27 protein-coding genes are annotated in these 23,057 nt (G+C 66.0%); 23 read left to right on the top strand and 4 right to left on the bottom strand.

Annotation, left to right across the window (positions count from 1 at the left end; all coding sequences use genetic code 11):
* Nucleotides 1-6: 6 nt before the first annotated feature.
* Together LJD17_RS05845 and LJD17_RS05840 are read right to left on the bottom strand one after the other, a co-directional pair.
* On the bottom strand, nucleotides 7-807 hold the full coding sequence (locus tag LJD17_RS05845; RefSeq protein WP_227383213.1) for a S1 family peptidase: 801 nt from the start codon (nucleotides 805-807) through the stop codon (nucleotides 7-9).
* 87 nt (nucleotides 808-894) lie between these two features.
* A complete protein-coding gene (locus LJD17_RS05840; protein ID WP_227383212.1) occupies nucleotides 895-1,632 on the bottom strand; it encodes a S1 family peptidase in 738 nt (245 codons plus the stop codon).
* On the opposite strand from LJD17_RS05840, the gene LJD17_RS05835 reads away from it, so the two are divergent.
* The 6 genes from LJD17_RS05835 to LJD17_RS05810 are packed head-to-tail and all read left to right on the top strand — an operon-like array spanning nucleotide 1,624 to nucleotide 4,026.
* Nucleotides 1,624-2,214 (top strand): head-tail connector protein, encoded by a 591-nt coding sequence (locus LJD17_RS05835; RefSeq protein WP_227383211.1) that lies wholly within the window; start codon nucleotides 1,624-1,626, stop codon nucleotides 2,212-2,214. The two genes, LJD17_RS05840 and LJD17_RS05835, sit on opposite strands and share 9 nt — an antisense overlap.
* Nucleotides 2,215-2,270: 56 nt before the next feature.
* The gene (locus LJD17_RS05830) at nucleotides 2,271-2,609 is read left to right on the top strand and encodes a phage head closure protein (protein WP_227383210.1); all 339 of its coding nucleotides are present in this window, start codon (nucleotides 2,271-2,273) and stop codon (nucleotides 2,607-2,609) included.
* Nucleotides 2,606-3,016 (top strand): DUF3168 domain-containing protein, encoded by a 411-nt coding sequence (locus LJD17_RS05825; protein ID WP_227383209.1) that lies wholly within the window; start codon nucleotides 2,606-2,608, stop codon nucleotides 3,014-3,016. Before LJD17_RS05830 ends, LJD17_RS05825 begins: the two co-directional genes overlap by 4 nt.
* A 46-nt stretch (nucleotides 3,017-3,062) precedes the next feature.
* The gene (locus LJD17_RS05820; protein WP_227383208.1) at nucleotides 3,063-3,473 is read left to right on the top strand and encodes a phage major tail protein, TP901-1 family; all 411 of its coding nucleotides are present in this window, start codon (nucleotides 3,063-3,065) and stop codon (nucleotides 3,471-3,473) included.
* A gap of 14 nt (nucleotides 3,474-3,487) precedes the next feature.
* Complete coding sequence (locus LJD17_RS05815; RefSeq protein WP_227383207.1) at nucleotides 3,488-3,832, top strand: gene transfer agent family protein; 345 nt, start codon at nucleotides 3,488-3,490, stop codon at nucleotides 3,830-3,832.
* Nucleotides 3,829-4,026 (top strand): phage tail assembly chaperone, encoded by a 198-nt coding sequence (locus LJD17_RS05810; protein ID WP_227383206.1) that lies wholly within the window; start codon nucleotides 3,829-3,831, stop codon nucleotides 4,024-4,026. Before LJD17_RS05815 ends, LJD17_RS05810 begins: the two co-directional genes overlap by 4 nt.
* A gap of 37 nt (nucleotides 4,027-4,063) precedes the next feature.
* Here LJD17_RS05810 and LJD17_RS05805 read toward each other — a convergent pair whose 3' ends face one another.
* Nucleotides 4,064-4,285: a hypothetical protein gene (locus LJD17_RS05805; protein WP_227383205.1), complete on the bottom strand. Its 222-nt coding sequence runs from the start codon at nucleotides 4,283-4,285 to the stop codon at nucleotides 4,064-4,066.
* 55 nt (nucleotides 4,286-4,340) lie between these two features.
* Between LJD17_RS05805 and LJD17_RS05800 the strand changes: the two genes are divergently transcribed.
* The gene (locus LJD17_RS05800; protein WP_227383204.1) at nucleotides 4,341-5,006 is read left to right on the top strand and encodes a phage tail tape measure protein; all 666 of its coding nucleotides are present in this window, start codon (nucleotides 4,341-4,343) and stop codon (nucleotides 5,004-5,006) included.
* 9 nt (nucleotides 5,007-5,015) lie between these two features.
* Here the strand turns inward: LJD17_RS05800 and LJD17_RS05795 are convergent, their stop codons facing one another.
* Entirely contained in the window at nucleotides 5,016-5,258 is a 243-nt protein-coding gene (locus tag LJD17_RS05795; RefSeq protein ID WP_227383203.1) for a YdcH family protein, read from the bottom strand.
* Nucleotides 5,259-5,341: 83 nt separating this feature from the next.
* On the opposite strand from LJD17_RS05795, the gene LJD17_RS05790 reads away from it, so the two are divergent.
* The 16 genes from LJD17_RS05790 (at nucleotide 5,342) to LJD17_RS05715 (ending at nucleotide 23,023) form a co-directional block, all read left to right on the top strand.
* Nucleotides 5,342-5,980, top strand: a complete 639-nt coding sequence (locus tag LJD17_RS05790) for a DUF2460 domain-containing protein (protein WP_227383202.1) — start codon at nucleotides 5,342-5,344, stop codon at nucleotides 5,978-5,980.
* A gap of 28 nt (nucleotides 5,981-6,008) precedes the next feature.
* The gene (locus tag LJD17_RS05785; protein WP_227383201.1) at nucleotides 6,009-6,899 is read left to right on the top strand and encodes a DUF2163 domain-containing protein; all 891 of its coding nucleotides are present in this window, start codon (nucleotides 6,009-6,011) and stop codon (nucleotides 6,897-6,899) included.
* Nucleotides 6,900-6,902: 3 nt separating this feature from the next.
* Nucleotides 6,903-7,325 (top strand): NlpC/P60 family protein, encoded by a 423-nt coding sequence (locus tag LJD17_RS05780; RefSeq protein ID WP_227383200.1) that lies wholly within the window; start codon nucleotides 6,903-6,905, stop codon nucleotides 7,323-7,325.
* 19 nt (nucleotides 7,326-7,344) lie between these two features.
* Nucleotides 7,345-11,217, top strand: coding sequence for a baseplate multidomain protein megatron (locus LJD17_RS05775; RefSeq protein WP_227383199.1), 3,873 nt, complete (start codon nucleotides 7,345-7,347; stop codon nucleotides 11,215-11,217).
* Between the two features lie 203 nt (nucleotides 11,218-11,420).
* Nucleotides 11,421-12,557 carry a GGDEF domain-containing protein gene (locus LJD17_RS05770; RefSeq protein ID WP_227383198.1) on the top strand — a complete coding sequence of 379 codons (1,137 nt, stop codon included), beginning with the start codon at nucleotides 11,421-11,423 and terminating at the stop codon, nucleotides 12,555-12,557.
* A 172-nt stretch (nucleotides 12,558-12,729) separates the two neighbouring features.
* Nucleotides 12,730-14,265, top strand: coding sequence for a DUF2793 domain-containing protein (locus tag LJD17_RS05765; protein WP_227383197.1), 1,536 nt, complete (start codon nucleotides 12,730-12,732; stop codon nucleotides 14,263-14,265).
* A gap of 1 nt (nucleotide 14,266) precedes the next feature.
* Nucleotides 14,267-14,851, top strand: coding sequence for a glycoside hydrolase family 108 protein (locus LJD17_RS05760; RefSeq protein WP_227383196.1), 585 nt, complete (start codon nucleotides 14,267-14,269; stop codon nucleotides 14,849-14,851).
* Nucleotides 14,852-14,856: 5 nt separating this feature from the next.
* Nucleotides 14,857-15,066 carry a hypothetical protein gene (locus tag LJD17_RS05755; RefSeq protein ID WP_227383195.1) on the top strand — a complete coding sequence of 70 codons (210 nt, stop codon included), beginning with the start codon at nucleotides 14,857-14,859 and terminating at the stop codon, nucleotides 15,064-15,066.
* A 140-nt stretch (nucleotides 15,067-15,206) separates the two neighbouring features.
* On the top strand, nucleotides 15,207-15,521 hold the full coding sequence (locus tag LJD17_RS05750; RefSeq protein WP_227383194.1) for a PepSY domain-containing protein: 315 nt from the start codon (nucleotides 15,207-15,209) through the stop codon (nucleotides 15,519-15,521).
* A gap of 14 nt (nucleotides 15,522-15,535) precedes the next feature.
* On the top strand, nucleotides 15,536-16,207 hold the full coding sequence (locus LJD17_RS05745) for a response regulator transcription factor (protein ID WP_224312746.1): 672 nt from the start codon (nucleotides 15,536-15,538) through the stop codon (nucleotides 16,205-16,207).
* Between the two features lie 59 nt (nucleotides 16,208-16,266).
* Nucleotides 16,267-17,601 carry a sensor histidine kinase gene (locus LJD17_RS05740; RefSeq protein ID WP_264478302.1) on the top strand — a complete coding sequence of 445 codons (1,335 nt, stop codon included), beginning with the start codon at nucleotides 16,267-16,269 and terminating at the stop codon, nucleotides 17,599-17,601.
* A 72-nt stretch (nucleotides 17,602-17,673) separates the two neighbouring features.
* The gene (ccmI, locus tag LJD17_RS05735; protein WP_227383192.1) at nucleotides 17,674-18,774 is read left to right on the top strand and encodes a c-type cytochrome biogenesis protein CcmI; all 1,101 of its coding nucleotides are present in this window, start codon (nucleotides 17,674-17,676) and stop codon (nucleotides 18,772-18,774) included.
* A complete protein-coding gene (ccmE, locus tag LJD17_RS05730; RefSeq protein ID WP_227383191.1) occupies nucleotides 18,771-19,244 on the top strand; it encodes a cytochrome c maturation protein CcmE in 474 nt (157 codons plus the stop codon). The genes ccmI and ccmE overlap by 4 nt, the downstream gene beginning before the upstream one ends.
* 12 nt (nucleotides 19,245-19,256) lie before the next feature.
* On the top strand, nucleotides 19,257-21,242 hold the full coding sequence (locus LJD17_RS05725) for a heme lyase CcmF/NrfE family subunit (RefSeq protein ID WP_227383190.1): 1,986 nt from the start codon (nucleotides 19,257-19,259) through the stop codon (nucleotides 21,240-21,242).
* A 5-nt stretch (nucleotides 21,243-21,247) separates the two neighbouring features.
* Nucleotides 21,248-21,697, top strand: coding sequence for a cytochrome c-type biogenesis protein (locus LJD17_RS05720; RefSeq protein ID WP_227383189.1), 450 nt, complete (start codon nucleotides 21,248-21,250; stop codon nucleotides 21,695-21,697).
* A gap of 114 nt (nucleotides 21,698-21,811) precedes the next feature.
* Nucleotides 21,812-23,023, top strand: a complete 1,212-nt coding sequence (locus LJD17_RS05715; RefSeq protein ID WP_227383188.1) for a S1C family serine protease — start codon at nucleotides 21,812-21,814, stop codon at nucleotides 23,021-23,023.
* The last annotated feature ends 34 nt before the right edge of the window (nucleotides 23,024-23,057 follow it).

Genomic DNA, 23,057 nt, shown 5'->3' with positions numbered 1-23,057 from the left:
GGGCCGTTAGCGCCGTGTCCAGGTGCCCTGCACGGCGTTGAGGCTTCCCATCGCCTGCCGGACCCAGGTCAGGTGATCGGAAAGGGATGTGACGGCCGTCAGTCCGCCGCAGGCGCTGGGGCCGTTGGTCCGCAGGGCTCCGCTCGACCAGCTGATGATGCCGGAGAGGTGAAAGGATCCCCGCGCCTCCGTCAGAACCGGTCCGCCGGAATCGCCCCGGCATGCGCCGGCCCCGGCGGTTTCGGCGAGACGGGTGCGGTCGGTGGCGATGATGACGCGGTTGGCCACCTGCACGCTGCCCACGGCGAGCAGCTGCGTCTGGCGCAAGGTCCGGGCTGAGTTGTTGGCCCGCTCCGAGAGCACGCCGAACCCGGCGATGACGATGGCTTCGCCTTCGCCGATCGTTTCCGTCTGGCGCAGGTCGAAGGCGGCGAAGTCCGGCCCGAGCGGGCGCTCGAGTTTGAGCATCGCAAGGTCGACGCCCGGCTGCGTCCGGGGCGTGGTGCCCGCCACGAAGGTGGGATGCACCGCCACGGCCACCACGTTCACGCTCTGCATCCGGAAGTTCCGGCCGACGGCGACGATCCGGTAGGCCGCCTCGTCGCTCAGGCAATGGGCGGCGGTCAGAACGAGATCCGACGCGACGAGCGCGCCCGAGCACAGTTCCCCGCCGCTGCTCTCGACCGCCACGACGGAACGGCGCAGCCCGTTGGGATCCCGTAACGGGGTTCCCTGCACGACCGCCTGGGCGGGAAGGGCGAGGGAGAAGAAAGCGGCAAGCGTGCCAATGATGTGCTGAAGACGCATGGTGTTGCTTTGGAGGATCTGGCGGGAGTTTACGCAACGGCGGTTACGAAAGGGTTCGCAAGCCTGAGAGGATGACCCGGTGAACGCCTAATCGTTCCATCGGGCCGTGCGATTCCAGCCCGCCAGAACCTGATCGATCCAGCGCCGTTGAGGGCCGAGCAGGATGCCCTGGGTGATGTCGCCGCAGCCTTTGCCCTTCGCGGCCGACGACCAGCTCGTGATGGCGACGACCGTCCCGTCCGCCGCCATGGGGCCGCCCGAGTCGCCCTGGCAGGCGCCCATGGCGCCCGTGCCCCGCGACCAGAGGAGAATGCTGCTCGGCCCATAAGGCTCCACGACCTTGAGATCGGCGGTGCGGAACGTGCCCGTGGTTTTCGGCTCGTCGATGCGGGCAAGCCCGTAGCCGCCGACGACGACGTCCCTGCCGGCGCGGGGCTGGCCGACCCCGAGGGGGGCGGTCTCGAACCGGCCGGGGAGCTTGTCCCGCACCCGGACGAGGGCGAGATCGATCGAGCGCCGCCGCGTCTCGATGGCCTTGGCGTCGTAGCCCGGGTTCACGGCCTTCGCCGAAGGCACGATCAGCACGGGCTCCCCGGTCTCGTCGCGAAAATGGACCCGGTGTTCCGCGGCTCCCGTGACGCAGTGGGCGGCCGTCAGCACCACATCCGGCGCCACGACGACGGCGCTGCAAACGCCGCCGTTGGAGCTCAGCACCATCACGCTGGAGCGGGAGAGAGGGCCCTGGTCCTCGCTGCCGCCCACGATGGCCTGTGCGGACGTGGCCGGCAGGGCCAGGACGAGAAGTGATCCGATGACATGTTTCATGAGAAGAAAGTATCCTATCCGATGTTTCCGATACTCGTCGAAGGCCCCGCCGTCGAGCCGGTCCTTCTGCCGGAGATGAAGGAGTACCTGCGCGTCGACGACGATGCGCAGGACGACCTCATCGGCGGCTTGATCAAGGCCGCCCGTCTGATGGTGGAGGCCGCGGCGCGGCGCATCCTCGTGTCGCAGCGCTGGAAGTTGATGCTCCACCGCTGGCCTCGCGACGGAACCGTGCTCCTTCCGCTCGCGCCCCTTTTGGGCGTCGAGAAGGTTCAAGTCTACGACCCGTCCGGCGATCCGGTGGAGCTGCCGCCGGATTCCTACGAGGCCGATGCGGTCAGCGATCCGCCGCGCATCGTCTTTGACCGGATGCCGCCGCCGGGCAAAGCCCATAACGGCATCGCCATCGACCTTCTGGTCGGCTTCGGCGCCGCGCCGGATGCGGTGCCCGCCACCTTGCGCCTCGCCGTCAAGATCCTCGTGGCCCGTTGGTACGAGCACCGCGGCGACGTGGCGGGCCCGCAGGAATTGCCGCCGGAGGCGCTCGCCCTTGTCGCACCCTTTCAGCGCGCACGGCTCTAGCCATGGCGGCTGTCCGACAATCACGCCCAAAATCACGCACCTCGTCTGCCGTTGTCATGAAAACCAAATCATCAGTTCCCATCGGCGCGCGCTCGCGCCGGTTCGTTCTCGAAATGCCCTTGGAGCGGCCGGACGGCTTCGGGGGCGTCATTCGTTCCTACGCGCCGGGCCCACAGATGTGGGGTGCCATCGAGATGCTGTCCGGCACCGATCGCGTCCGCGCCGACAGACCCGAACAAGCGCTCACCCATCGCATCACCCTCCGTTACCGCGACGGCGTCACCGGAGCGATGCGGCTGACCGCTGGGTTGCGCCGCTTCGCCATTCGGGCCGCGGCCGATCCCGACGGGTCGCGTCGCGACCTCGTCTGCCTCGTCGAAGAGTTGAAGGCATGACGAGTCCCATCCTGGCCCTGCGCCATGCCATCCTCGAAGCGGCTGCGGCGGATGCCGAACTCGTCGCGTCGATGGGCGGGGCGCTGCGCCTTTATGACGAGCCTCCCCGTGCGGCCACTCCTGTCTACGCGCTGTTTGCGGATGTCGTGGCGAAGGATTGGTCGACGGATTCCGACAAGGGTCACGAGCAGGCGGCCGGTCTCGTCGTCTGGGCGGAGCCGGGCAGCGCCCGTTCCGCCCTGACCGCCGCCGAGCGCTTCGTCGCCATTCTGGATGGCGCGGCCTTGAGCCTTGCGGGACATCGGCTCGTCAACCTGCGCGTGACGGAGATCTCGGCCGTCCGGGACAAGCACACGCAGCAGGCGCGCGTCACGCTGCACCTGCGCGCCGTTACCGAGGTCGCATGAGGCGCATCCGCCGTCCGACCGAATTTTTCAATAAAGGAATTTCATCATGCCTGCTCAGAAGGGCAAGGACCTGCTCGTCAAGATCAGCGATGGCGCCACGGGCTTCGTCACGGTGGCCGGTCTGCGCACGCGGCAGATCGCCTTCAATGCTGAAACGGTCGACGTCACCCATGCGGAATCCGCCGGGCGCTGGCGCGAACTTCTGGCGGGCGTCGGAGTGCGCCGTGCCGGAATCACGGGCGCCGGCGTCTTCAAGGACGAGGCCTCGGATGCGCGCATGCGCCAGGCCTTCTTCGACGGCGACATCCTCACCTACCAGATCGTCATTCCGGATTTCGGCAGGGTCGAAGGTCCGTTCCAGATCACGAGCCTCGAATACCGTGGCGATCACGCGGGGGAGGTCACGTTTGAAATGGCGTTCGAGTCAGCCGGCGCGCTGACCTTCGTGGCGCTGTAGCGAAAGGACACGCGATGGCCAACAAACGACGGGGTGAGGCGGTGCTGACGATCGGCGACCGCCGTTACACCCTCTGCCTCACGCTCGGAGCTCTTGCCGAACTGGAGGATGCATTCGGCGTCCAGGATCTCGGGGCGCTCATGGAGCGCTTCGGCAGCGGACGCCTGTCGAGCCGCGATCTGCTCACGATCCTCGCCGTGTCGCTTCGCGGCGGCGGGCATGAGATCGGCGACCGGGACGTCGCCGACCTGCCGCTCCATGACGGCATCGCGCCGGTGGCCGCCGCCATCGCCGAGCTTCTTGTCGGCACGTTCGGAGGCGATGCTTCGCCAAACCCTCCCGGGCCGCAGGGGCCATGAGCGCGCCGCCCGCCTTCCCATGGGATGAGGTGATGCGGTTCTGCCTCGGCATCCTGCGGTGGAGCCCGGCTGAATTCTGGCGCTCGACGCCGCGCGAGGTCGCCGCTGCTTTCGAGGCATTCACGGGCGGGCGCGGCGCGGCGCCCGCGCTCGGGACGGACCTTGCCCGGCTGATGGATCGCTTTCCCGATTGAATGCAAAAGGGATTGGGCGCATCCGGTCTCACCCACGTCACTTGCGTTGGGGAAGCTCGTCCGTGGTGCCGAGATACGGGACACCCCGCAGCTCGATGCAGCTGATGTAGAGACGCTGCCAGCGAATAAATTTCAGGGCGGACGGCGCGGAGGCGGTCGCCTTCTCGGCCTCGTAATCGCATTCGTGCTGCATCCGGAGCCATTCCGTTTGAGACAACCGGCTCGTCTCGAAAACGAGAGACGGCGGTTCACGCTGCACGCAGGCCGTCATCGCCAGCAACAACCCTATCGCACACGCCAGAGAGGTGCATGAGATGGCTGATCCCATCGACTCGATCAGTGCCCAGAAAGAACTCCTCGGCGACAAGGATCGCCAGCTCCAGACGCTCATTGGCCTCTCCGACAAGTTCGGTGAATCCCTGTCCAAGGCCTTTGCGAAGAATGTTGCAGAAGGCAAGAAATTCGACGACGTCCTCAAGGGGATGCGTCAGTCTCTTGTGGAAACAGGGTTACGTCTGGCGCTCGCGCCCCTGCAATCGGCCTTGAGCCAGACCGTCAAATCCCTGGCGTCGGGCCTCATGGGCGGCGCATCGTCAGGGGATTCCGACGGCATCCTCGGCGGCCTCTTCAAGGGGATCGGTTCCCTGTTCGGGTCCGGTGCGCCCTCGGCCTTCGCGAAGGGCGGCGTGTTCTCGCGCGGCATGGTCCTGCCCTTCGCACAAGGAGGCGTGGTCGGCGCGCCGTCCTACTTCCCGTTGGGACGCGGCCTCGGCGTCATGGGGGAGAAGGGCGCGGAAGCCGTCATGCCCCTGGCGCGCGGGCCCGACGGTCGTCTCGGGGTGAGATCCGGGGGCGGCGGGCGGCCGATGACAGTGACGGTGAATGTCTCGACCCCGGATGCGGAGAGTTTCCGCCGCTCCGAGGCCCAGGTGTCCGCGGCCCTGGCCCGCGCCGTGGCGCGGGGCCAGCGCGGCATGTAAGGCCCGTTGTCAGGCGTTCGCATCGTCCAGCATGGCGGCGATCTCGTCCTTCAAGCGGACGCGACGGCGCTTCAGGTCCTCTTCCACGTCCTCGGTGGTGGGCTCCACGCGGGTCTCGATGCGCTGGATGGTGCGGTTCAGCTCCTCATACTCGTCATAGAGCCGGGCAAAATGATTGTTGCCCGTCTTCAACTGGTGGATCCGGTCGGCCTTGCCTGGGAAGTCTTCGGCGAGGTTGGGGGTATTCGTCATCGGGCTTGGTCTCCCTGGCCGGTGAAGCTTTCCTGACGACAACGCCACCTCTCGTGTTCCGTTTCATTGTGGAGGGATCGCCCATGGCGACCGATTTTCATGAGGTGCGTTTTCCCCTCGATGTCAGCCTCGGCAGCGGGGGCGGCCCGGTGCGGCGCACGGACATCGTCACGCTCGCCTCGGGCCGGGAGCATCGCAACAGCCGCTGGGCCCATTCCCGTCGCCGCTACGATGCGGGCCTGGGGGTGCGCGGCATCGATGCCCTGCACGCGGTGATCGCCTTCTTCGAGGAGCGTCGCGGGCGACTGATCGGCTTTCGCTTTCGCGACCGGACGGATTGGCGCTCCGGACCGCCCGCCCGGGCGCCGACGCCTCTCGATCAGCCGATCGGCACCGGCGACGGCGCGACGCGGCAATTCCAGCTCGCCAAGACCTACGGCTCCGCCCACGCGCCGTACCGGCGCACCATCGCGAAGCCCGACGGAGCCACGGTTCGTGTGGCCGTGAACGGAGTGGAGCAGGCGGCCGGGCCGCATTTCTCCTGCGATCCGACAACCGGCCTCGTCACCTTCACCAATCCGCCCGCGAGCGGGGCGGCGATCACCGCGGGCTTTGCGTTCGACGTTCCGGTCCGCTTCGACACCGACGAACTCGACATTGACCTGTCGGCCTTCGAGGCCGGAGCCATTCCGCAGATCCCTTTGGTCGAGATCGTCCCTTAAGGGCGCGATATCTACGAGGACATTCACGATGCGAACCATTCCGCCAGGCCTGAGCGCTCATCTGGCCGAGGGAGCGACGACCCTGTGCCATTGCTGGAAGCTGATCCGTCGCGACGGCCGAAATTTCGGCTTCACCGATCACGACAATGATCTGTCCTTCGGCGGCACCGTGTTTGCGGCGCGATCCGGCCTCGAGGCCGCCGAGGTCACATCCGAACTCGGCTTCGCGGTCGGCGGTGGCGAGGTGTCCGGCGCGCTGGTTTCCGCCGGCATTACGGAAGACGATGTCTCTTCGGGCTTTTATGACGATGCCGGTGTCGAGACCTGGCTCGTCAACTGGAGCAACGTCGAGGAGAGGATCCTGCTCGATGTGGGCTCCATCGGTGAGATCCGGCGCATGGACGGGGCCTTCGTGGCGGAGGTCAGGGGGCTGATGCACCGCCTCGACGAGGAACGGGGACGTTTGTTCCGCGCCACATGCGCGGCGGATCTCGGCGATGCGAAATGCGGCGTGAACCTGTCGTCCTCCGCTTATGCCGATACCGGTACCGTCAGCCGGACGGACGGCGCCCTCGCGATCGCGGCTTCTGGCATCGGGTTCGCGGATGGCTGGTGCACGGGCGGGCGTCTCACATGGCTCACCGGCCTCAACGCGGGCATCTCCGTCGAGGTGAAGGTGCATCGCGCCATCGCGGGAACGGACGAGTTCGACCTGTGGCAGCGCGCGCCGCAGAGGATCGCGGCCGGCGATACGTTTCGCGTTACCGCAGGCTGCGACAAGACCCATGCGGCGTGCCGCGACAAGTTCAAGAACGTCCTCAATTTCCGGGGCTTCCCGCACATGCCCGGCAACGACTTCATCATTCGCGTCCCGCGCCAGGGCGAACCCGGCATGGACGGCGGCAGCTTCTTTCGCTGAATCATGTCCGCACCCGATCTCATCGTCGCCGCGGCGCGTGCCTGGATCGGCACGCCCTATCGGCATCAGGCATCGCTGAAGGGCGTCGGCTGCGATTGCCTCGGCCTGCTGCGCGGCGTGTGGCGCGACGTGGTGGGCGGCGAACCCGAATTGCCGCCGCCCTACGCGTCCGATTGGGCCGAGGCCGGAGGCGAGAGGCTGCTCGCCGCGGCCCGGCGCCATCTTGTCGAAAAGAACTCACCCATCGTCGAGGCGGGAGACGTGCTCCTGTTCCGCTGGCGCGAGGGCCTGCCCGCCAAACACTGCGCCATCGCCACCGCCGCCGACACGATGGTGCATGCCCATGACGGAGCCTGCGTCACCGAGGTCGCGTTCCGCCCCTGGTGGCGGCGGCATCTCGCGTATGTGTTCCGCTTTCCCGTGTGATTGAATCTGAAAGGTCGCCATGGCCACGCTCGTTCTTCAAACCGTCGGATCCGTTGTCGGCGGCATGGTCGCCGGACCGCTGGGCGCGCTCGCCGGGCGGGCGCTCGGCGGGCTCGCGGGCGCCGTCATCGACAATGCGCTTCTCGGCGGTTCGTCCGACAGCGGCAAGGTCGTCGAAGGGCCGCGCCTGAAGGAGATCGATGGGCTCACCTCGACGGAAGGCGCGCCGATCCCGCGTGTCTACGGACGCGCCCGCATCGGCGGCCAGCTCATCTGGGCAACCCGGCTCGAGGAGGTGGCGAACACGAAATCCGAGCGTTCCGGCAGTCAGGGCGGCAAAAGCCTGGGCGGGAAGGGCGCGTCGACCAAAACCACGACCTATTCGTATTTCGCCAATCTCGCGGTGGGGCTTTGCGAAGGGCCGATCGCCTTCATTCGCCGCGTCTGGGCGGATGGCCGCGAGATCGATCTCAACGCCATCGTCATGCGCGTGCACAAGGGACAGGAGACGCAAGCGGCGGATCCGCTGATCGTCGCGAAGGAGGGCGCTGCGAACGCGCCCGCCTATCGCGGTCTCGCCTATGTGGTGTTCGAGCGGCTTCCGCTTGCCGATTTCGGCAACCGCGTGCCGCAATTCTCCTTCGAGGTGGTGCGGCCCGTCGAGGGATTGAGCCGCATGGTGCGCGCGGTCTGCCTCATTCCCGGCGCGACCGAGTTCGGCTACGACGACAGGCTGGTGATGCGGGTTCTCGACCTGGGTTCGACACAGCCGGAGAACCGCCACCAGCTCCAGCGCGGGACCGATATCCGGGCTTCCCTCGACGCCCTGCAATCCCTTTGTCCCAACCTCGAACGGGTCTCGCTCGTGGTCAGCTGGTTCGGCAACGACCTGCGCGCCGGTTCCTGCAGCATCGAGCCGCGTGTGGACGTGGTCAGCAAGCAGACCGACGGAGCGACCTGGTCGGTCGCGGGCCTTTCCCGCGACGAGGCGAAGCCGGTGTCACAGGTGAACGGCGCGCCTGCCTACGGCGGCACGCCGTCCGACGAGACGGTGGTGAGGCTGATCGAGGAATTGAAGGAGCGGGACCTTCAGGTCGTGCTCTATCCGTTCATGATGATGGACGTGCCCATCGGCAACGCCCTGCCGGATCCCTATGGCGGGACCGGCCAGGCGCCTTATCCCTGGCGCGGGCGCATCACCTGCCATCCGGCGCCCGGCCGACCGGGCTCGCCGGACGGGACCGCCGCCGCGGCCGGCCAGGTCGCGCAGTGGTTCGGTCGCACCTGGGGCTTGCGCCGTCTCGTCCTGCATTATGCCAACCTTGCCGAAGAGGCGGGCGGCGTCGAGGGCTTCATTATCGGCAGCGAGCTCGTCGGGCTCACCCGCGTGCGCTCCGCTTCCGGGATCTATCCCGCCGTGGACGCGCTGAAGGAACTCGCAGGCGACGTGAGATCGGTCCTGCGCGCCTCGACCAAGATCGTCTATGCGGCGGACTGGACGGAATACGGAGCGCATGTTCTCGACGGGGGCGACGAGGTGCGCTTTCCTCTCGATCCGCTGTTCGCCGACGATGCCGTCGACGCCGTCGGCATCGATTATTATCCGCCCATCTCCGATTGGCGCGACGGCCCCGATCATGCGGACCTTTCCGTCGCCCGCAGCGTCTACGACGTGACCTATCTCCGTCAACGGCTGGGAGCGGGCGAGGCGTTCGACTGGTATTACCGCAGCACCGCTGACCGCGACGGGCAGAAGCGCACGCCGATCACCGATGGAGCTTACGACAAGCCCTGGATCTATCGGGCGAAGGACATCGTCTCGTGGTGGTCCAATCCGCATGTGGAGCGTCGCAACGGAATCGAGATCCGCACCACCGCGTGGCAGCCGAAATCGAAACCGGTCTGGCTCACGGAAATCGGCATTCCCGCCGTCGACAAGGGCCCGAATGGCCCCAACGTCTTTCCCGATCCGAAATCCTCGGAATCCGCCTACCCGCCCTTTTCGCGCGGCACCCGGGACGATCTTGCGCAGGCGCGAGGACTGGAGGCGATCCTCTCGCGCTTCGATCCTGCTCTCGACGGCTTCTCGCCCGCGTTCAATCCGGTCTCGCCCGTCTATGGCGGACGCATGGTGGAGCCGGCTCATATGTTCGTGTGGGCCTGGGATGCGCGGCCCTTCCCGGCCTTTCCCGATTTCACCTCCGTCTGGGCGGATGGCGGAAACTGGGAGACCGGGCACTGGATCACGGGACGCATCGAGGGCGCGCCTCTCGACCGGCTGATCCCCGCCATCCTCAAGGATTTCGGGATCGCCGGCCCCAAATCCCTCCCGGTCGACGGGTTCGTGGACGGTTACGTGATCGACCGGCCGATGTCCGTCCGTGGGGCGGTGGAGCCGCTGATGCGGCTCTTCGGGGTCGACGCGGTGGCCAGCGGCGGCGCCATCTCCTGGCATGGTCGCGGGGGGCGGCGGATCGTGACGCTCGATGCGGGAGACATGGTGCTCGACGGCAAGGAGCCCTCTCTGAAACTCTCCCGCGCCCAGGAGACGGATCTGCCGCAGCAGGTGGAGGTCGGCTACACGGACGGGGAGGGCGATTACCGCCGCGCCGCGGTGGCATCGCGCCGTCTGTCGGGCGCCAGCCGACGGGAAGCCCGGGCCGACAGCGCGGTCGTGACCCGAAGGGCCGAAGCGCAGCGCCTTGCCGATGCCTGGCTGCAGGATCTCTGGGCCGGTCGCGAGAGCGCGGAATTCGAAGTGTCGCCGCGCCGCGTGGATTGGGAGCCGGGAGATATCGTGTCGCTCCCCACGGAATCCGGCGCGAAGCTCCACCGCATCGTGCGGATCGCCGACGGGCCCACGCGCCGGGTCACCACCCGGGCCGTGGAGCCTGCCGTTTTCGAAACGCCCGGAGCCTCTCTTCCGAAGCCGCCCCGCCGTCCTCCGCCCGTTCCCGGAAAGCCCTATGTGGTCGTCCTCGATCTGCCGGTGAGCACGGCCGATCCCACGCCCTTGCAGTATGTCGCCATTGCCGCGTCGCCGTGGCCGGGCGCCATGACGATCTGGCGCTCCGCGAATGGCGCGAGCTTTACGCCGTCCCGATACGTGGATCTCCCGGCGATGGTCGGCACGACCCTGTCCGCGCTTGGTCCCGGACCCCTGTGGCGCTGGGATCCCGGCTCGTCGGTGGAGATCGAAATTTCCGTCGGCAGCGTGAGCGCGGTGACGGACGAGGAGGCGCTTGCGGGCGGCAACCTCTTCGCCGTCAAGGGACCCAACGGGCGGTGGGAGATCTTTTCCGCGGCCCGGGCCGAGATGACGGGGGAGCGCCGCTTCCGCCTGTCGCGCCTGCTCCGCGGCCTTGCGGGCAGCGAAGACGAGGCCCGCCGTCTCATTCCTCCCGGCGCCGTCGTCGTTCGGCTGGACGAGGCGGTGGTTCCGCTCGCCAGCGATCTCGGCGATCTTGGGCAGACCCCGGTCTATCGCATCGGTCCGGCGGGGCGGGACCATGCGGATCCGTCCGTGATGGAGCTGAGATCGACTCCCGGGCCCGACGCGCTGAAGCCTCTCGCGCCCGTGCACGTCAGGGCGCGTCGCGAGGACGAAGGGATCTCCCTGTCGTGGATCCGCCGCACCCGCCGCGACGGCGATGCGTGGGAACCGGCGGAGGTTCCGCTCAGGGAGGACAGCGAGCGCTACGAGGTCGAGCTGCTTTCGGGAAGCGCCGTCGTACGGACCTTTTTCTGCACCGCGCCGAAGTTATTCTATCCGACGGCGCAGGAGATCGAGGATTTCAGCGTTCCTCAAACGCGGCTGGCGCTCCGCGTCGTGCAGGTGAGCGCGGTCGTGGGGCGCGGATTCCCGCACGAGGAAATTATCGAGATATCCTGATTGTTCCCTCAGAGTCAGCGAAAGTTATCGTTTGGCGGCTATACTATTGGCTTGCTTTAAGAGCTGTTTAGGATGAGGTTTAATCTTGAGGAGGCAGCAGATCTCAAACTTCATCTGAAGTCTGCTGATTGGAGGGCGTCGAAGACTTAATAATCTGCCGTGCGCGTTGATATAAACCTGTAACAGGATTGCATCGCCGATCCATGAAGCTCGATCTTCCTACCCTTAGTGCGGTCTTTGTGCAGATTACGGCAGTGCTCGGACTGCTGCTCCTGTTCTCCTGGACCCTTAACCGTAAGGTTCAGGCCCTCGCCTGGTGGGGAAGCGCCTTTCTGCTGATTCTGACGGCCATAGGCCTCGTGGTCTTCCAGGAGGGCAAGCCGACGACGTTCATCCTGTTGGTCGCGAACAGTTCCTTGGCCCTGGCCTACGGGGTTCTTTACACGGGCTGCCGGGTATTCAACGGACGCCAACCCACATGGCTTTCCATCATGGCGGGCGTCGGGTTGTGGTGCGTGGCGTTCCTGATGATCCTGAACGATACGGCGGCCCGCCTCGCCATCATGTCCGGGATCGGGGCCGTTTACGCGGGTCTGTCGGCCTGGGAGCTGTGGCGGCACGCGCGCCAACGGCTCGCTTCGCAGCTGATCGCGATCTTCCTTCTGACAGGTTTGGTGGTCTTCAACATCTTCCGCGGGGTTTCCGGCTTCTCCCTCGCCCATGCATTCTGGGTCGAAGGCTACACGCAGCGAGGGTCGGCCCAGATGGCCATGCTCCTTGCAACGTTCATGCCCACCCTGGCGTTCGTCTTCCTGTCGATGGCGAAGGAGCAGATCGAATACGACCACAAGCATGCGGCCTTGATCGACGCGCTCACCGGAATCGCCAACCGGCGCGCCTTCTTCGAGGCCTCCAACGCCCTGTTGGCGAAGCGCGCCGGCCCCGTGAGCTGCCTGCTGTTCGATCTCGACAACTTCAAGGGGGTCAACGACCGCTTCGGCCATGAGGTCGGCGACCATGTCCTCGTCATCTTCGGCCGCGTTCTGGCGGATCATCTTCCGCGCGGCATCTTCGGCCGGCTGGGCGGCGAAGAGTTTGCCGCGATGGTTCCCTTGGGGGCCGCGGAAGCGCAGGATCTTGCCGAAACGATCCGGCATTCCTTTTCCTCCGTCGGCAAGATCGTCCTCGGGCAACGGGTCGAGGTGACGGTGAGCGTCGGCTGCGTGACGGCTACGCAATCGTCTGTGCAGCACCTGCTGCGTCAGGCGGATGCCGCCCTTTACCGGGCCAAGGCGGGCGGCCGGAACCTCGTTGCGACCTTCAGCGGCGCCGAGAGCTGACGCTCGGCCGATCCACCGCTTTTCCTGTATTTTCGGCTGTGTGACTTCCCGGCTCGGCACGTGCTGAAGCGCCGGTCGGTCGCTTGCAGCCGTGCGCCGTTCTCGCGGCCTCGGCCCGCGAGTCCGTGACGGGCCGCGCCCGTTCTCATCCAACTCAATGACAGGCTCCTTCATGTCGACAACGCCCCATCTGGCGCTGCCGCTGCTTGCTGCAGCGCAGGCCCAGAAGCATGTGATCCATAACGAAGCCATCGCGGCCCTCGACGCGCTCGTGCATCTTGCGGTCAAGCAGCGGGATCGAACGAGCCCTCCCGCCGCTCCCGAGGAGGGAGAGCGGTATCTCGTCGGTCAGGGCGCCAATGGGGCTTTCGCCGATCATGCGGGCGAGATCGCGCTGTTCGATCTCGGCGCGTGGCGCTTCTTCACCCCGCGGGCCGGCTGGTGCGTCTATGTGGAGGCGGAGGAAGCCTTCCTGATCTTCGACGGCGCGGCCTGGAACGGGATCGGCCATTATGTCCGCACGCTCGGCACCCTCGACCGGCTCGGCATCGGCACGACGCCCGACGCCCTCAACCGCTTCGCCGCGAAGCTCAATGCCGTTCTGTTCGACGCCCTGGCGACAGACCGGGACGGGACGGGGGATCTGCGGCTGATCCTGAACAAGACGCATCCCCAGAATATCCTGTCGCTTCTTTATCAGACCGGTTACGGCGGACGGGCCGAGGCCGGGCTCGTCGGCAGCGACAATTTCAGCCTGCGGGTGTCCCAGGACGGACAATCCTGGCGGGACGCATTGGTGGTGGATAATCGCACCGGGATCGTCTCCTTCCCGTCCGGAATCGCTTCGGCCGGCGTGAATCTCCTGATGAATGCCGATTTCCTGGTCAACCAGCGCGGCTTCGCGGGAGGGACCCTCGGCGCCGGAAGCTACGGTTACGACCGATGGCGCGGCGGGACCGGCGGCGCCACCGTGACCCGGGCGTCAGACGGCACGGTTTCCCTGACGGGCGTCATCGAGCAGACCGTCGATGTGGCACTGGCGGAGTCGGTGTTGGGGGTGCCGCATTTCGGCGCCCGCACGCTCACTGTGTCGGCGGAGGATGTCTCGCAGCCTCTCACGGTCGCCATCGGAACACAGGAGGCGATCCTTCCCGCGGGAACCGGCCGTTCGGCCGCGACGGTGACGCTCAACGCATCGGAGACAGGACACGTCCGGTTCTCTCTCGCCGGCACAGGCGGCGTCACGTTCAAGCGCCTCAAGCTGGAAGTCGGGACGCATGCCACGCCCTGGCGACGGGAGCCTGCGGAGACCGAGGAACTGCGATGCCGCCGCTATTATCAGAGGCTGTCGCCCGTCGGCGGAGCGCCGGGCATCCTGCCGTTTCCCGGACAGCGCCGGACGGCGAACATCATCGACATTCCGGTTTCGCTGCCGGTGCCGATGCGGGCCGCCCCAACCCTGGCGATAAGCGGCTTTACCTGGACCAATACGTCGCCGGTCAACAACCAGATCGCTTTTCAGGATGGGGCCTCCGGCGCGTGGGTCAGCCAGACGGGCGGCGTGACGGCCGCGATGGCGGCAGCGCCCAACCCATCGGCCGCCATTCTCCGGCTTCAGGCCGGAACGGCTTTCAGCGGGACTGCCGGAAATCTCGGCACTCTGTACCTCGGCACGTCCGCTTCCATCGGCCTGCAAGCGGAGATCTGACATGGGATCCGACATGGAAAGCTCCAACGGGGGGAACGGCATCAATCCCCCGGACTCGTTCAAACAGGCTCTTGTTCAGGTGTTGGCGCATGAAGGAGGCTTCGTTCTCCATCCCGTCGATCCGGGCGGAGCTACCCATTACGGGATTACGCGACAGACGTTGTCCCAGGCGCGAGGGCGGCCCGCTTCCATCGACGATGTCCGCCGTCTCACGCGGGACGAGGCCGCCGCCATCTACCGGCGGTTCTACTGGGACAAGGTGAGGGGCGACGACCTTTCGCCGGGGCTGGATCTCGCCGTCTTCGACCTGGCCGTCAATTCCGGTCCGGGCCGTGCCGCCCTCATGCTTCAGGAGGTCGTCGGCGTCGTGCCCGACGGCATCATCGGTCCGCGAACTCTCGAGGCCGCCCGGGACGCAAGCCCATCGGACCTCATCCGAGGCCTGACCCGGAAGCGTCTCGCATTCCTGTCCGGCCTCGCCACGTGGCCCGTCTTCGGGCGTGGCTGGCGCCGGCGGGTTCTCGCCGTCGAGCAGGACGCTCTTCGGCTTGCCTCCTCACCATCACGCTCATTGTCCAACGGATGAATATTATGATCGATACCAAAGGGATTTTCGCCAGCCGCACGATCTGGTCCAACGGGATCGGGCTCGCGGCCCTCTTGCTCAGCATCCTCGGCTTCGATTCCTCCAGCCTCGATGCGGAACCGTTCCTCGAAGCCGTGACGCAGCTGATCGCCGCCTGGAGCTTTATCGCCTCGACGATCTTTCGTATCCTGGCAACGAAGCAGATCCTGAATTGATGGACGTCCCGGGTTTGTGGCGTTCTTCGTCGAAGGCGCCGTCCCGACGACGCGGAGGCGGACCGCTCGCCTGGTGCGAACGGCCCGCTTTACTATTACATTCAGGCTCCGTTCAGTGCGGCTGGGGCAGGGTTCCTTGCATGCGTTTGATTTTATCGATCATGGCTCTGTGGGGATTGATGGGGGTGTCGCACGCGCAAAGCGCGACGGCCGCCCTCGAGAATTGTCTTCTCCCCCGGGAAATGCAGGAAGCCGTGGCGTCGAAAGGCGTCGTGGCTCCCGCTTCCGCCGTGATCACCGCCAGGCGCCAGGTGCCGAACGCGGACGTGCTGCGCGCCAGCCTTTGCCGCAGCAACGACGATCTTGTTTACGTCATCATGGCCTTGCAAAAGAACGGCCGGATCGTGCAAGTGACGATCGACGGGCCCTCGGGCCGGGTCAAATCGGTTCACTAGAGAAAGTTTGAAGCGTGCGCCTTCTCGTTGTCGAGGACGACCAGACCCTCCACCAGCAGATCGTGACGGCTCTGGAACATGCCGGCTATGCGGTCGATTCCGCCTATGACGGAGAAGAAGGGCAGTTCCTCGGGGAAACGGAGCCCTACGATGCCGCGATCCTCGATCTGGGCCTTCCGAAGGTCGACGGGGTCTCGGTCCTGAACGCCTGGAGACGCGAGGGCCGTAAGATGCCGGTGATCATCCTCACGGCGCGGGACCGCTGGAGCGACAAGGTTCAGGGTTTCGATGCGGGCGCCGACGATTACGTCACCAAGCCGTTCCATATCGAGGAACTCCTGGCGCGGGTCCGCGCGCTTCTGCGGCGGGCCACCGGCCATGCCACGAGCGAGATCACCTGCGGTCCGGTGAAGCTCGATACGCGCTCTGGCCGGGTGGCCGTGGACGGCAATCCGATCCGGCTCACGTCGCACGAATATCGTCTTCTGTCCTATCTCATGCATCATACGGGCCGGATCGTGTCCCGCGGGGAACTCACGGAGCACCTTTACGATCAGGACTTCGATCGCGATTCCAACACGATCGAAGTGTTCATCGGCCGCCTCCGCAAGAAGCTCGGCGTCGATATCATCCAGACGGTGCGCGGCCTCGGCTATCTTCTCGATACCGGCCAGACCAAGACGTGACCCAACAGCCGTCGCTCCTCGGGCGGCTGGCGAGCCGCTCCATCGCCGTCCGCCTCGCGATGTCGGCGGTGTTCTGGAGCTTTGCGATCCTTCTGATCTCCGGCCTCATTCTGTCGACGCTTTATCGCGACAACACGGAGCGGGCGTTCGATCAGCGTCTGCTCGTCTATGCCAACACGCTTGCGTCCAATCTCGTGGCGCCGGGCGATCCGGACAGGGACCTCGGCCCCGTGGGCGATCCACGCTTCGAGCTGCCCTTGTCCGGCTGGTACTGGCAGGTCGGTCGTCCCGATGCGCCGCCTCGTGAAGTCCGATCGTCGAAATCCCTGTTCGGCGGGCAGCTGCCGGCACTCGCCCCGCCGGGCGAAGAGGCGTTCGGACAGATCCGGCGCGGATATGGGCAAGCTCCCGACGAGCGGGAGCTGCGCATCATCGAGCGCGATATCGATCTCGGCGAGGATGGACGCTTCATCATCCGTGTGGCCGGACCGGCGGATGAAATCGTCAACGACGTCCGCCGCTTTCTCATCGCCTTGACCGTGACCTTCACGATGCTGGGTCTTGCCCTCGGTTTCACCACGCTTCTCCAGATCCGCTTCGGGCTCCGGCCTCTCGCGAACCTGCGCAATGCCCTCGGCGCCATCCGCCGGGGCGATGCCGAGCGGGTGATGGGCGAATATCCGAGGGACATCGCGCCCTTGGCGAACGATCTCAACCTTCTCCTCGACACCAACAGGGAAATCTTGGAACGGGCCCGCACCCAGGTCGGCAATCTCGCCCACGCCCTGAAGACACCCCTCAGCATCGTCGTCAACGAGGCCGAAAGCGCACCCGGCGACGTGGCGGCGAGGATTCGCGAGCAGGCCGCCGTGATGCGTGATCAGGTCAACTATTATCTTGACCGGGCAAGGGCCGCCGCCCTTGCCGGTACGCTCGGCACAATGACCGATGTGGAACCCGTGATCGACGGGCTCACCCGGACCTTCACGAAGATCTACCGGGACAAGGATCTCGACATCGACGTCGCGATTCCCGCGGGGCTGCGCTTTCGAGGCGAGCGGCAGGATCTCGAGGAGATGGCCGGCAACCTTATCGACAATGCGGCGAAATGGGCGTCGGCGCGAATCGCCGTTTCCGTCGAGATCCTTCCGGAAGGAGAGGAGCGGTCGCGCTTTCGGCTGCTGATCGACGACGACGGTCCCGGCCTGCCGGAGGCGGCGCGGACCGAGATGCTCAAGCGCGGCCGGCGCCTCGACGAAACGAAGCCGGGTTCCGGGCTCGGCTTGTCCATCGTCAGCGATCTTGCGGTTCTCTATAGGGGTGCGCTCCGCCTCGATGCCTCGCCTCTGGGAGGATTACGGGCGGTTTTGGAGCTGCCTGGGGATAGAAATTGACGGTGGACAGGATTTGCGCGTGACACCGTGCCACCGTCGTGCTTGAGCAAAGCCCGCGTTAAGTAGGCTCTCATGATGATCTGGGTCATTCTCATGGTGATGACGGCGGCAGCCGTGATGGCGGTCCTGTGGCCGCTGTCGCGTTCGGCCGCCGTTGCGCGTCAGGTGGATCCCAACACGCAGTTCTACCGGGACCAGATTGCCGAGATCGAGCGGGATCGGGACCGTGGTGCCATGCTGCCGGAAGAGGCGGAGGCCGCCAAAGCGGAGGCGGGGCGGCGCTTGCTGCGCGCCAGCGGCCTTCGGGATCACGAGGCTCTTGCGGTCGGGGAGCCGGCTCTCCGCCGTCGCCGTGCCGTTTCGACCCTGGCCCTGTCGGTTCTGCCCATCGTCGCCCTGGCCGTTTACGGCGCCTATGGATCTCCCCATCTCTTGAGCGAACCCCCCGGGGCTCAGCTTCGTCAGGATGCCGGCAAGCTCGACCTCGATACCGCAGTGGTCCAGATCGAAGCCCACCTTGCGAAAGAACCGCAGGACGGGCGCGGCTGGGACGTGCTGGCCCCCGTTTACCTGCGGCTGGGACGTATCGAGGAGGCCGTCAAGGCTTACGAATCGGCCCTGCGCTATCTTGGACGCGACGCGGGGCGGCTCGCCAGTTACGGCGAGGCCCTGGTGATCGTCCACGACGGCATCGTGACGGCCGATGCTCAGGCCGTGTTCCAGGAGGCCTTGTCTCTGGACGCCTCGTCGGTCAAGGCCAGGCTTTATCTGGCCCGCGCCGCCGAGCAGGACGGGCAGGTCGAAAAGGCGAAGAGCGAATACCAGACGATCCTCGCATCCGCACCGCCCGAGGCACCATGGCGCGGCTTCGTTCAGGACCAGATTGCCCGGATTGACGGGAATCAAGGCGGGTCGGCGCCCGCCATGCGAGAGCAGCCCAATGCCGAGGCCATTGTCGGCATGGTCCAGGGGCTGGCCAGCCGGCTGGAAGCGCAAGGCGGCAGCCCGGAGGAATGGGCCCGTCTCATGCGCTCCTACGTGGTTCTCGGACAGCGCGACAAGGCCGTGGCCGCGACAAAGCGTGCCCGTGAGGCGCTGGCGCAGGACGCGGCCGGATTGCGGACCATCGACGCGATGGCACAAGAATTGAAACTGACCGATACTGGCCCATGACCCGCAGGACCCGCAAAACCCGTCGCCTGACTTTGATCGCCGCCGCCGGCTGCGTGCTCGCCATCGCGCTGGGCCTTGTGCTCTACGCCATGAACGACACCATCGTGTTCTTCAATTCGCCCGCGGACGTGCAGGCGAAGAACGTTGCTCCCGGCACCCGCTTCCGCCTCGGCGGTCTGGTCAAGGAAGGCTCCGTCCAGCGCGGCGACAAGCAGCAGATCGAGTTCGACGTGATGGATGCGCAGAGCTCGATCCGCGTGCAGTATCAAGGCCTTCTGCCGGATTTGTTCCGGGAAGGGCAGGGGATCGTCGCCGAAGGGCGGTTGGAGCCATCCGGCGTGTTCAGGGCCGATACGGTTCTCGCCAAGCATGACGAGAACTACATGCCCCGGGAAGTGGCGGATACGCTCAAGCGTCAGGGCCACTGGCAGGGCGAGGCGAAAGCGTCTCAGCAGGCACAGCAGAACTAGGGAGTTGTCTTCGTGTTGGTTGAAGCCGGACATTTCGCGCTTGCGCTGGCACTGGGCTTGTCCCTGATCCAGTTCGTGGTGCCGCTCTGGGGGGCACGGGCCAATGATCCGGTGCTCATGTCGGTCGCCCCGTCCTCCGCCCTCGCGGTTCTGGGTTGCGTCGGCTTCGCGTTTCTGGCTTTGACCTTCGCCTACCTGACCTCCGACTTCTCCGTGCTGAACGTGGTCGAGAACTCCCACTCGACTAAGCCGCTCATCTACAAGATCTCGGGCGTGTGGGGGAACCATGAGGGCTCGATGCTGCTCTGGGTTCTAATCCTGTGCCTGTTCGGCGCCGTGGTCGCACTCGCGCGCAACAGCATTCCCATGCGCCTGCAGGCCAATACCCTGGCGGTTCAGGCGGCCGTCACCGTCGCGTTTCTCCTGTTCATCCTGATGACGTCGAATCCCTTCCGGCGTCTGATCCCGGCGGCGGCCGAAGGGCAGGATCTCAATCCGCTCCTGCAGGATCCCGGCCTGGCGATCCACCCGCCGCTTCTTTACATCGGCTATGTGGGCTTCTCGATTTCCTTCGCGTTCGCCTGCGCGGCGCTGATCGACGGGCGTATCGATGCCGTATGGGCCCGCATCGTCCGCCCCTGGACCCTGGCGGCATGGTGCTTCCTGACCCTTGGCATCGCCATGGGCTCCTACTGGGCCTATTACGAGCTCGGATGGGGCGGCTGGTGGTTCTGGGATCCGGTCGAGAACGCTTCGCTGATGCCGTGGCTCGCCGGAACCGCGCTGCTGCATTCCACCGTCGTGATGGAGAAGCGCGACGCCCTGAAGGTCTGGACCATCCTGCTCGCCATCCTGACCTTCTCCCTGTCTCTGCTCGGAACATTCCTGGTTCGCTCCGGCGTCCTGACCTCGGTTCATTCCTTCGCCGTGGATCCGGCGCGCGGCACCTTCATCCTCGGGATCCTGATGATCTTCATCGGAGGATCGCTGGCGCTGTTCGCCTGGCGGGCTCCGCTGCTTCAGCAGGGGGGACTGTTCGCACCCATCTCCCGCGAGGGAGCATTGGTGGTCAACAACCTCTTCCTCGCAAGCGCCTGCGCGACGGTTTTCATCGGCACGCTTTATCCGCTCGCGCTCGAAGTGCTGACGGGCGAAAAGATTTCCGTTGGCGCGCCGTTCTTCAACGCGACCTTCCTGCCGCTCGTTTTGCCACTTCTGCTGCTTCTGCCGTTCGGCCAAACGCTCGCCTGGAAACGCGGGAATTTTCTCGGCACCGCGCAGCGGCTCTATACGATCTTCGGGCTGGCCATACTCGCGGTCCTGATCACGCTGGCCTTGACCCGTGGCGGCCCCGTGCTCGCGCCGTTCGGCATCGGGCTCGGCGTTTATCTGGTTCTCGGATCGCTCAACGAAATCGTCACACGCTCCTGGAGCCGCGGGAAGCCGCTGAGTGTCGCCTGGGCCAAGGCCACGGGCCTGCCGCGTTCGACCTGGGGCACGGTGATCGCCCATGCAGGCGTCGGCCTCGTGGTGCTCGGCATTTCGGCCACGGCCTGGGACGTGGAGAGCCTTGGGACCCTCAAGCCCGGCGAGCGCATCGGCGCCGGGCCGTACGAGCTGCGTCTCGAGCGCATCGTCCCCCGGCAGGAAGCGAATTATCGGGAGGATGCGGCCCTCTTCAGAGTGTTCCGCAACGGCCAGGAGCTCGGAACCGTCGAGAGCATGAAGCGCCTCTACGTCACGCGCGGCATGCCGACGACAGAGGCCGGAATCCTCACATCCGGATTGACCCAGATTTACGTCAGTCTCGGCGAGGTGCAGCCGGACGGGGCGATGGGCGTTCGGCTCTATTATAAGCCGCTTGTTCTGCTGATCTGGATCGGCGCGGTCGTGATGGCCCTTGGCGGCGCCCTGTCTCTGACGGACCGCCGCCTGCGGATCGCGGCACCCTCACGCGCAAAGGCTTCGCCGCCCGTCGCTTCCGTTCCGGCGGAGTAGAGGCGATGCGGCTTCTTCTTGCGGTTCTGGCCATGCTGGCTTTCGGCGGCCCCGTCTACGCGGTTCAGCCCAATGAGGTCATGAAGGATCCCGTCCTGGAGCAGCGTGCCCGCGGCATCTCGGCTGGCTTGCGATGCATGGTTTGCCAGAACCAGTCCATCGACGACTCCGATGCACAGCTCGCCCGCGATCTGCGCCTCCTCGTGCGGGAGCGCCTGGCCGCCGGAGACTCGGACCAGCAGGTGCGGGATTTCCTCGTCCAGCGTTACGGCGAGTTCGTTCTGCTCAAGCCGACTTTCCGGGCCCACACGCTCCTGCTGTGGCTGGCGCCCTTGCTGGTGCTGGTTTTGGGAGGAATCGGCGCCGTGGTCGCGCTGAAGCGTCGCCCGGCGGCCAGGACGGCCCTCGACGAGGACGAACGGCAAAGGCTGGAAGCCTTGCTGAAGCAGGACTGAACGGTCCCACGAACCTTACGAACATTTCATGCTCAGGTGAGTGAACCGTAAGGGGGGAAGGCCCATGTTTGCTCTCATCACGAACCCAAGGGGTTCTTCGAGGAGAGACAGACCATGTCGGAAAAAGCTTCCACACCCGCCCATAAGCGCATGACCAAATGGCTCGGCGCCGCTGCGGTTGCCGCCCTCATCGCGGGCGGTGCCGTCGAAAGCGGTCTCGTGGCTCCCAACCCCGCCCATGCCGAACTGCGCTCCATGTCGCAGCCGGTCCAGGGCATGCCGTCCTTCGCCGACGTCATCGACCGCGTCAAGCCTGCCGTGATCTCCGTCAAGGTCAAGGTGCAGAACGTGGCGAGCCGCGATCAGGGCGACGACGAAGACCAGTTCGGCGGAATGCAGGACCTGCCTCCCGGCATCGAGAAGTTCTTCCGTCAGTTCCGCGACCAGATGCCCGATCAGCGCGGCCAGCGCGGTCAGCGTCAGCAGCCGCGCCAGTTCGGCCAGGCTCTCGGCTCCGGCTTCTTCATCTCCGCCGACGGCTACGCCGTGACCAACAACCACGTCGTCGAGAATGCCTCCTCTGTCACCGTCACCATGGATGACGGCAAGGAGCTGAGCGCGAAGGTGATCGGCACCGATCCCAAGACCGACCTCGCCCTGATCAAGGTCGATGGCGGCAGCGACTTCCCGTTCGTTCGCCTCGCTCCGCAGAAGGCGCGGATCGGTGACTGGGTGCTCGCGGTCGGCAATCCGTTCGGCCTCGGCGGCACGGTGACGGCCGGTATCGTCTCGGCCCAGCACCGCGACATCGGCGCAGGCCCCTATGACGACTTCATCCAGATCGACGCCCCGGTGAACAAGGGGAACTCGGGTGGACCGACCTTCAACCTTGCCGGTGAGGTGGTGGGCGTGAACACGGCGATCTACTCGCCGTCCGGCGGCAGCGTCGGCATCGCGTTCGCGATCCCTGCGAGCACGGTCGAGCAGGTTGTCGCTTCCCTCAAGGACAAGGGCACGGTGACCCGCGGCTTCATCGGCGTGCAGATGCAGCCGGTGACCAAGGAAATCGCCGAGGCCATCGGCCTGAAGGAGCCGAAGGGCGCGCTGGTCGCCGACACGGTGAAGGGCAGCCCCGCCGAGAAGGCTGGCGTGAAGACCGGCGATACGATCGTCGCCGTCGATGGGGAAACCATCAAGGAGGCGAAGGATCTGTCCCGCAAGGTGGCCCAGGTCGCCCCGGGCAAGAGCCTCAGCCTCACCCTCTACCGCGACGGCAAGGAGCGCACGGTCACGGTCGAGGTCGCGAACCAGCCGAAGGGCGCCTGATCGCCCTTGTGGCCAACCAATGGATGCCGGGCTT

Source organism: Microvirga rosea (assembly GCF_020595095.1).
GTDB lineage: Bacteria > Pseudomonadota > Alphaproteobacteria > Rhizobiales > Beijerinckiaceae > Microvirga > Microvirga rosea.
This window is presented reverse-complemented; position numbering and strand designations above follow the sequence as displayed.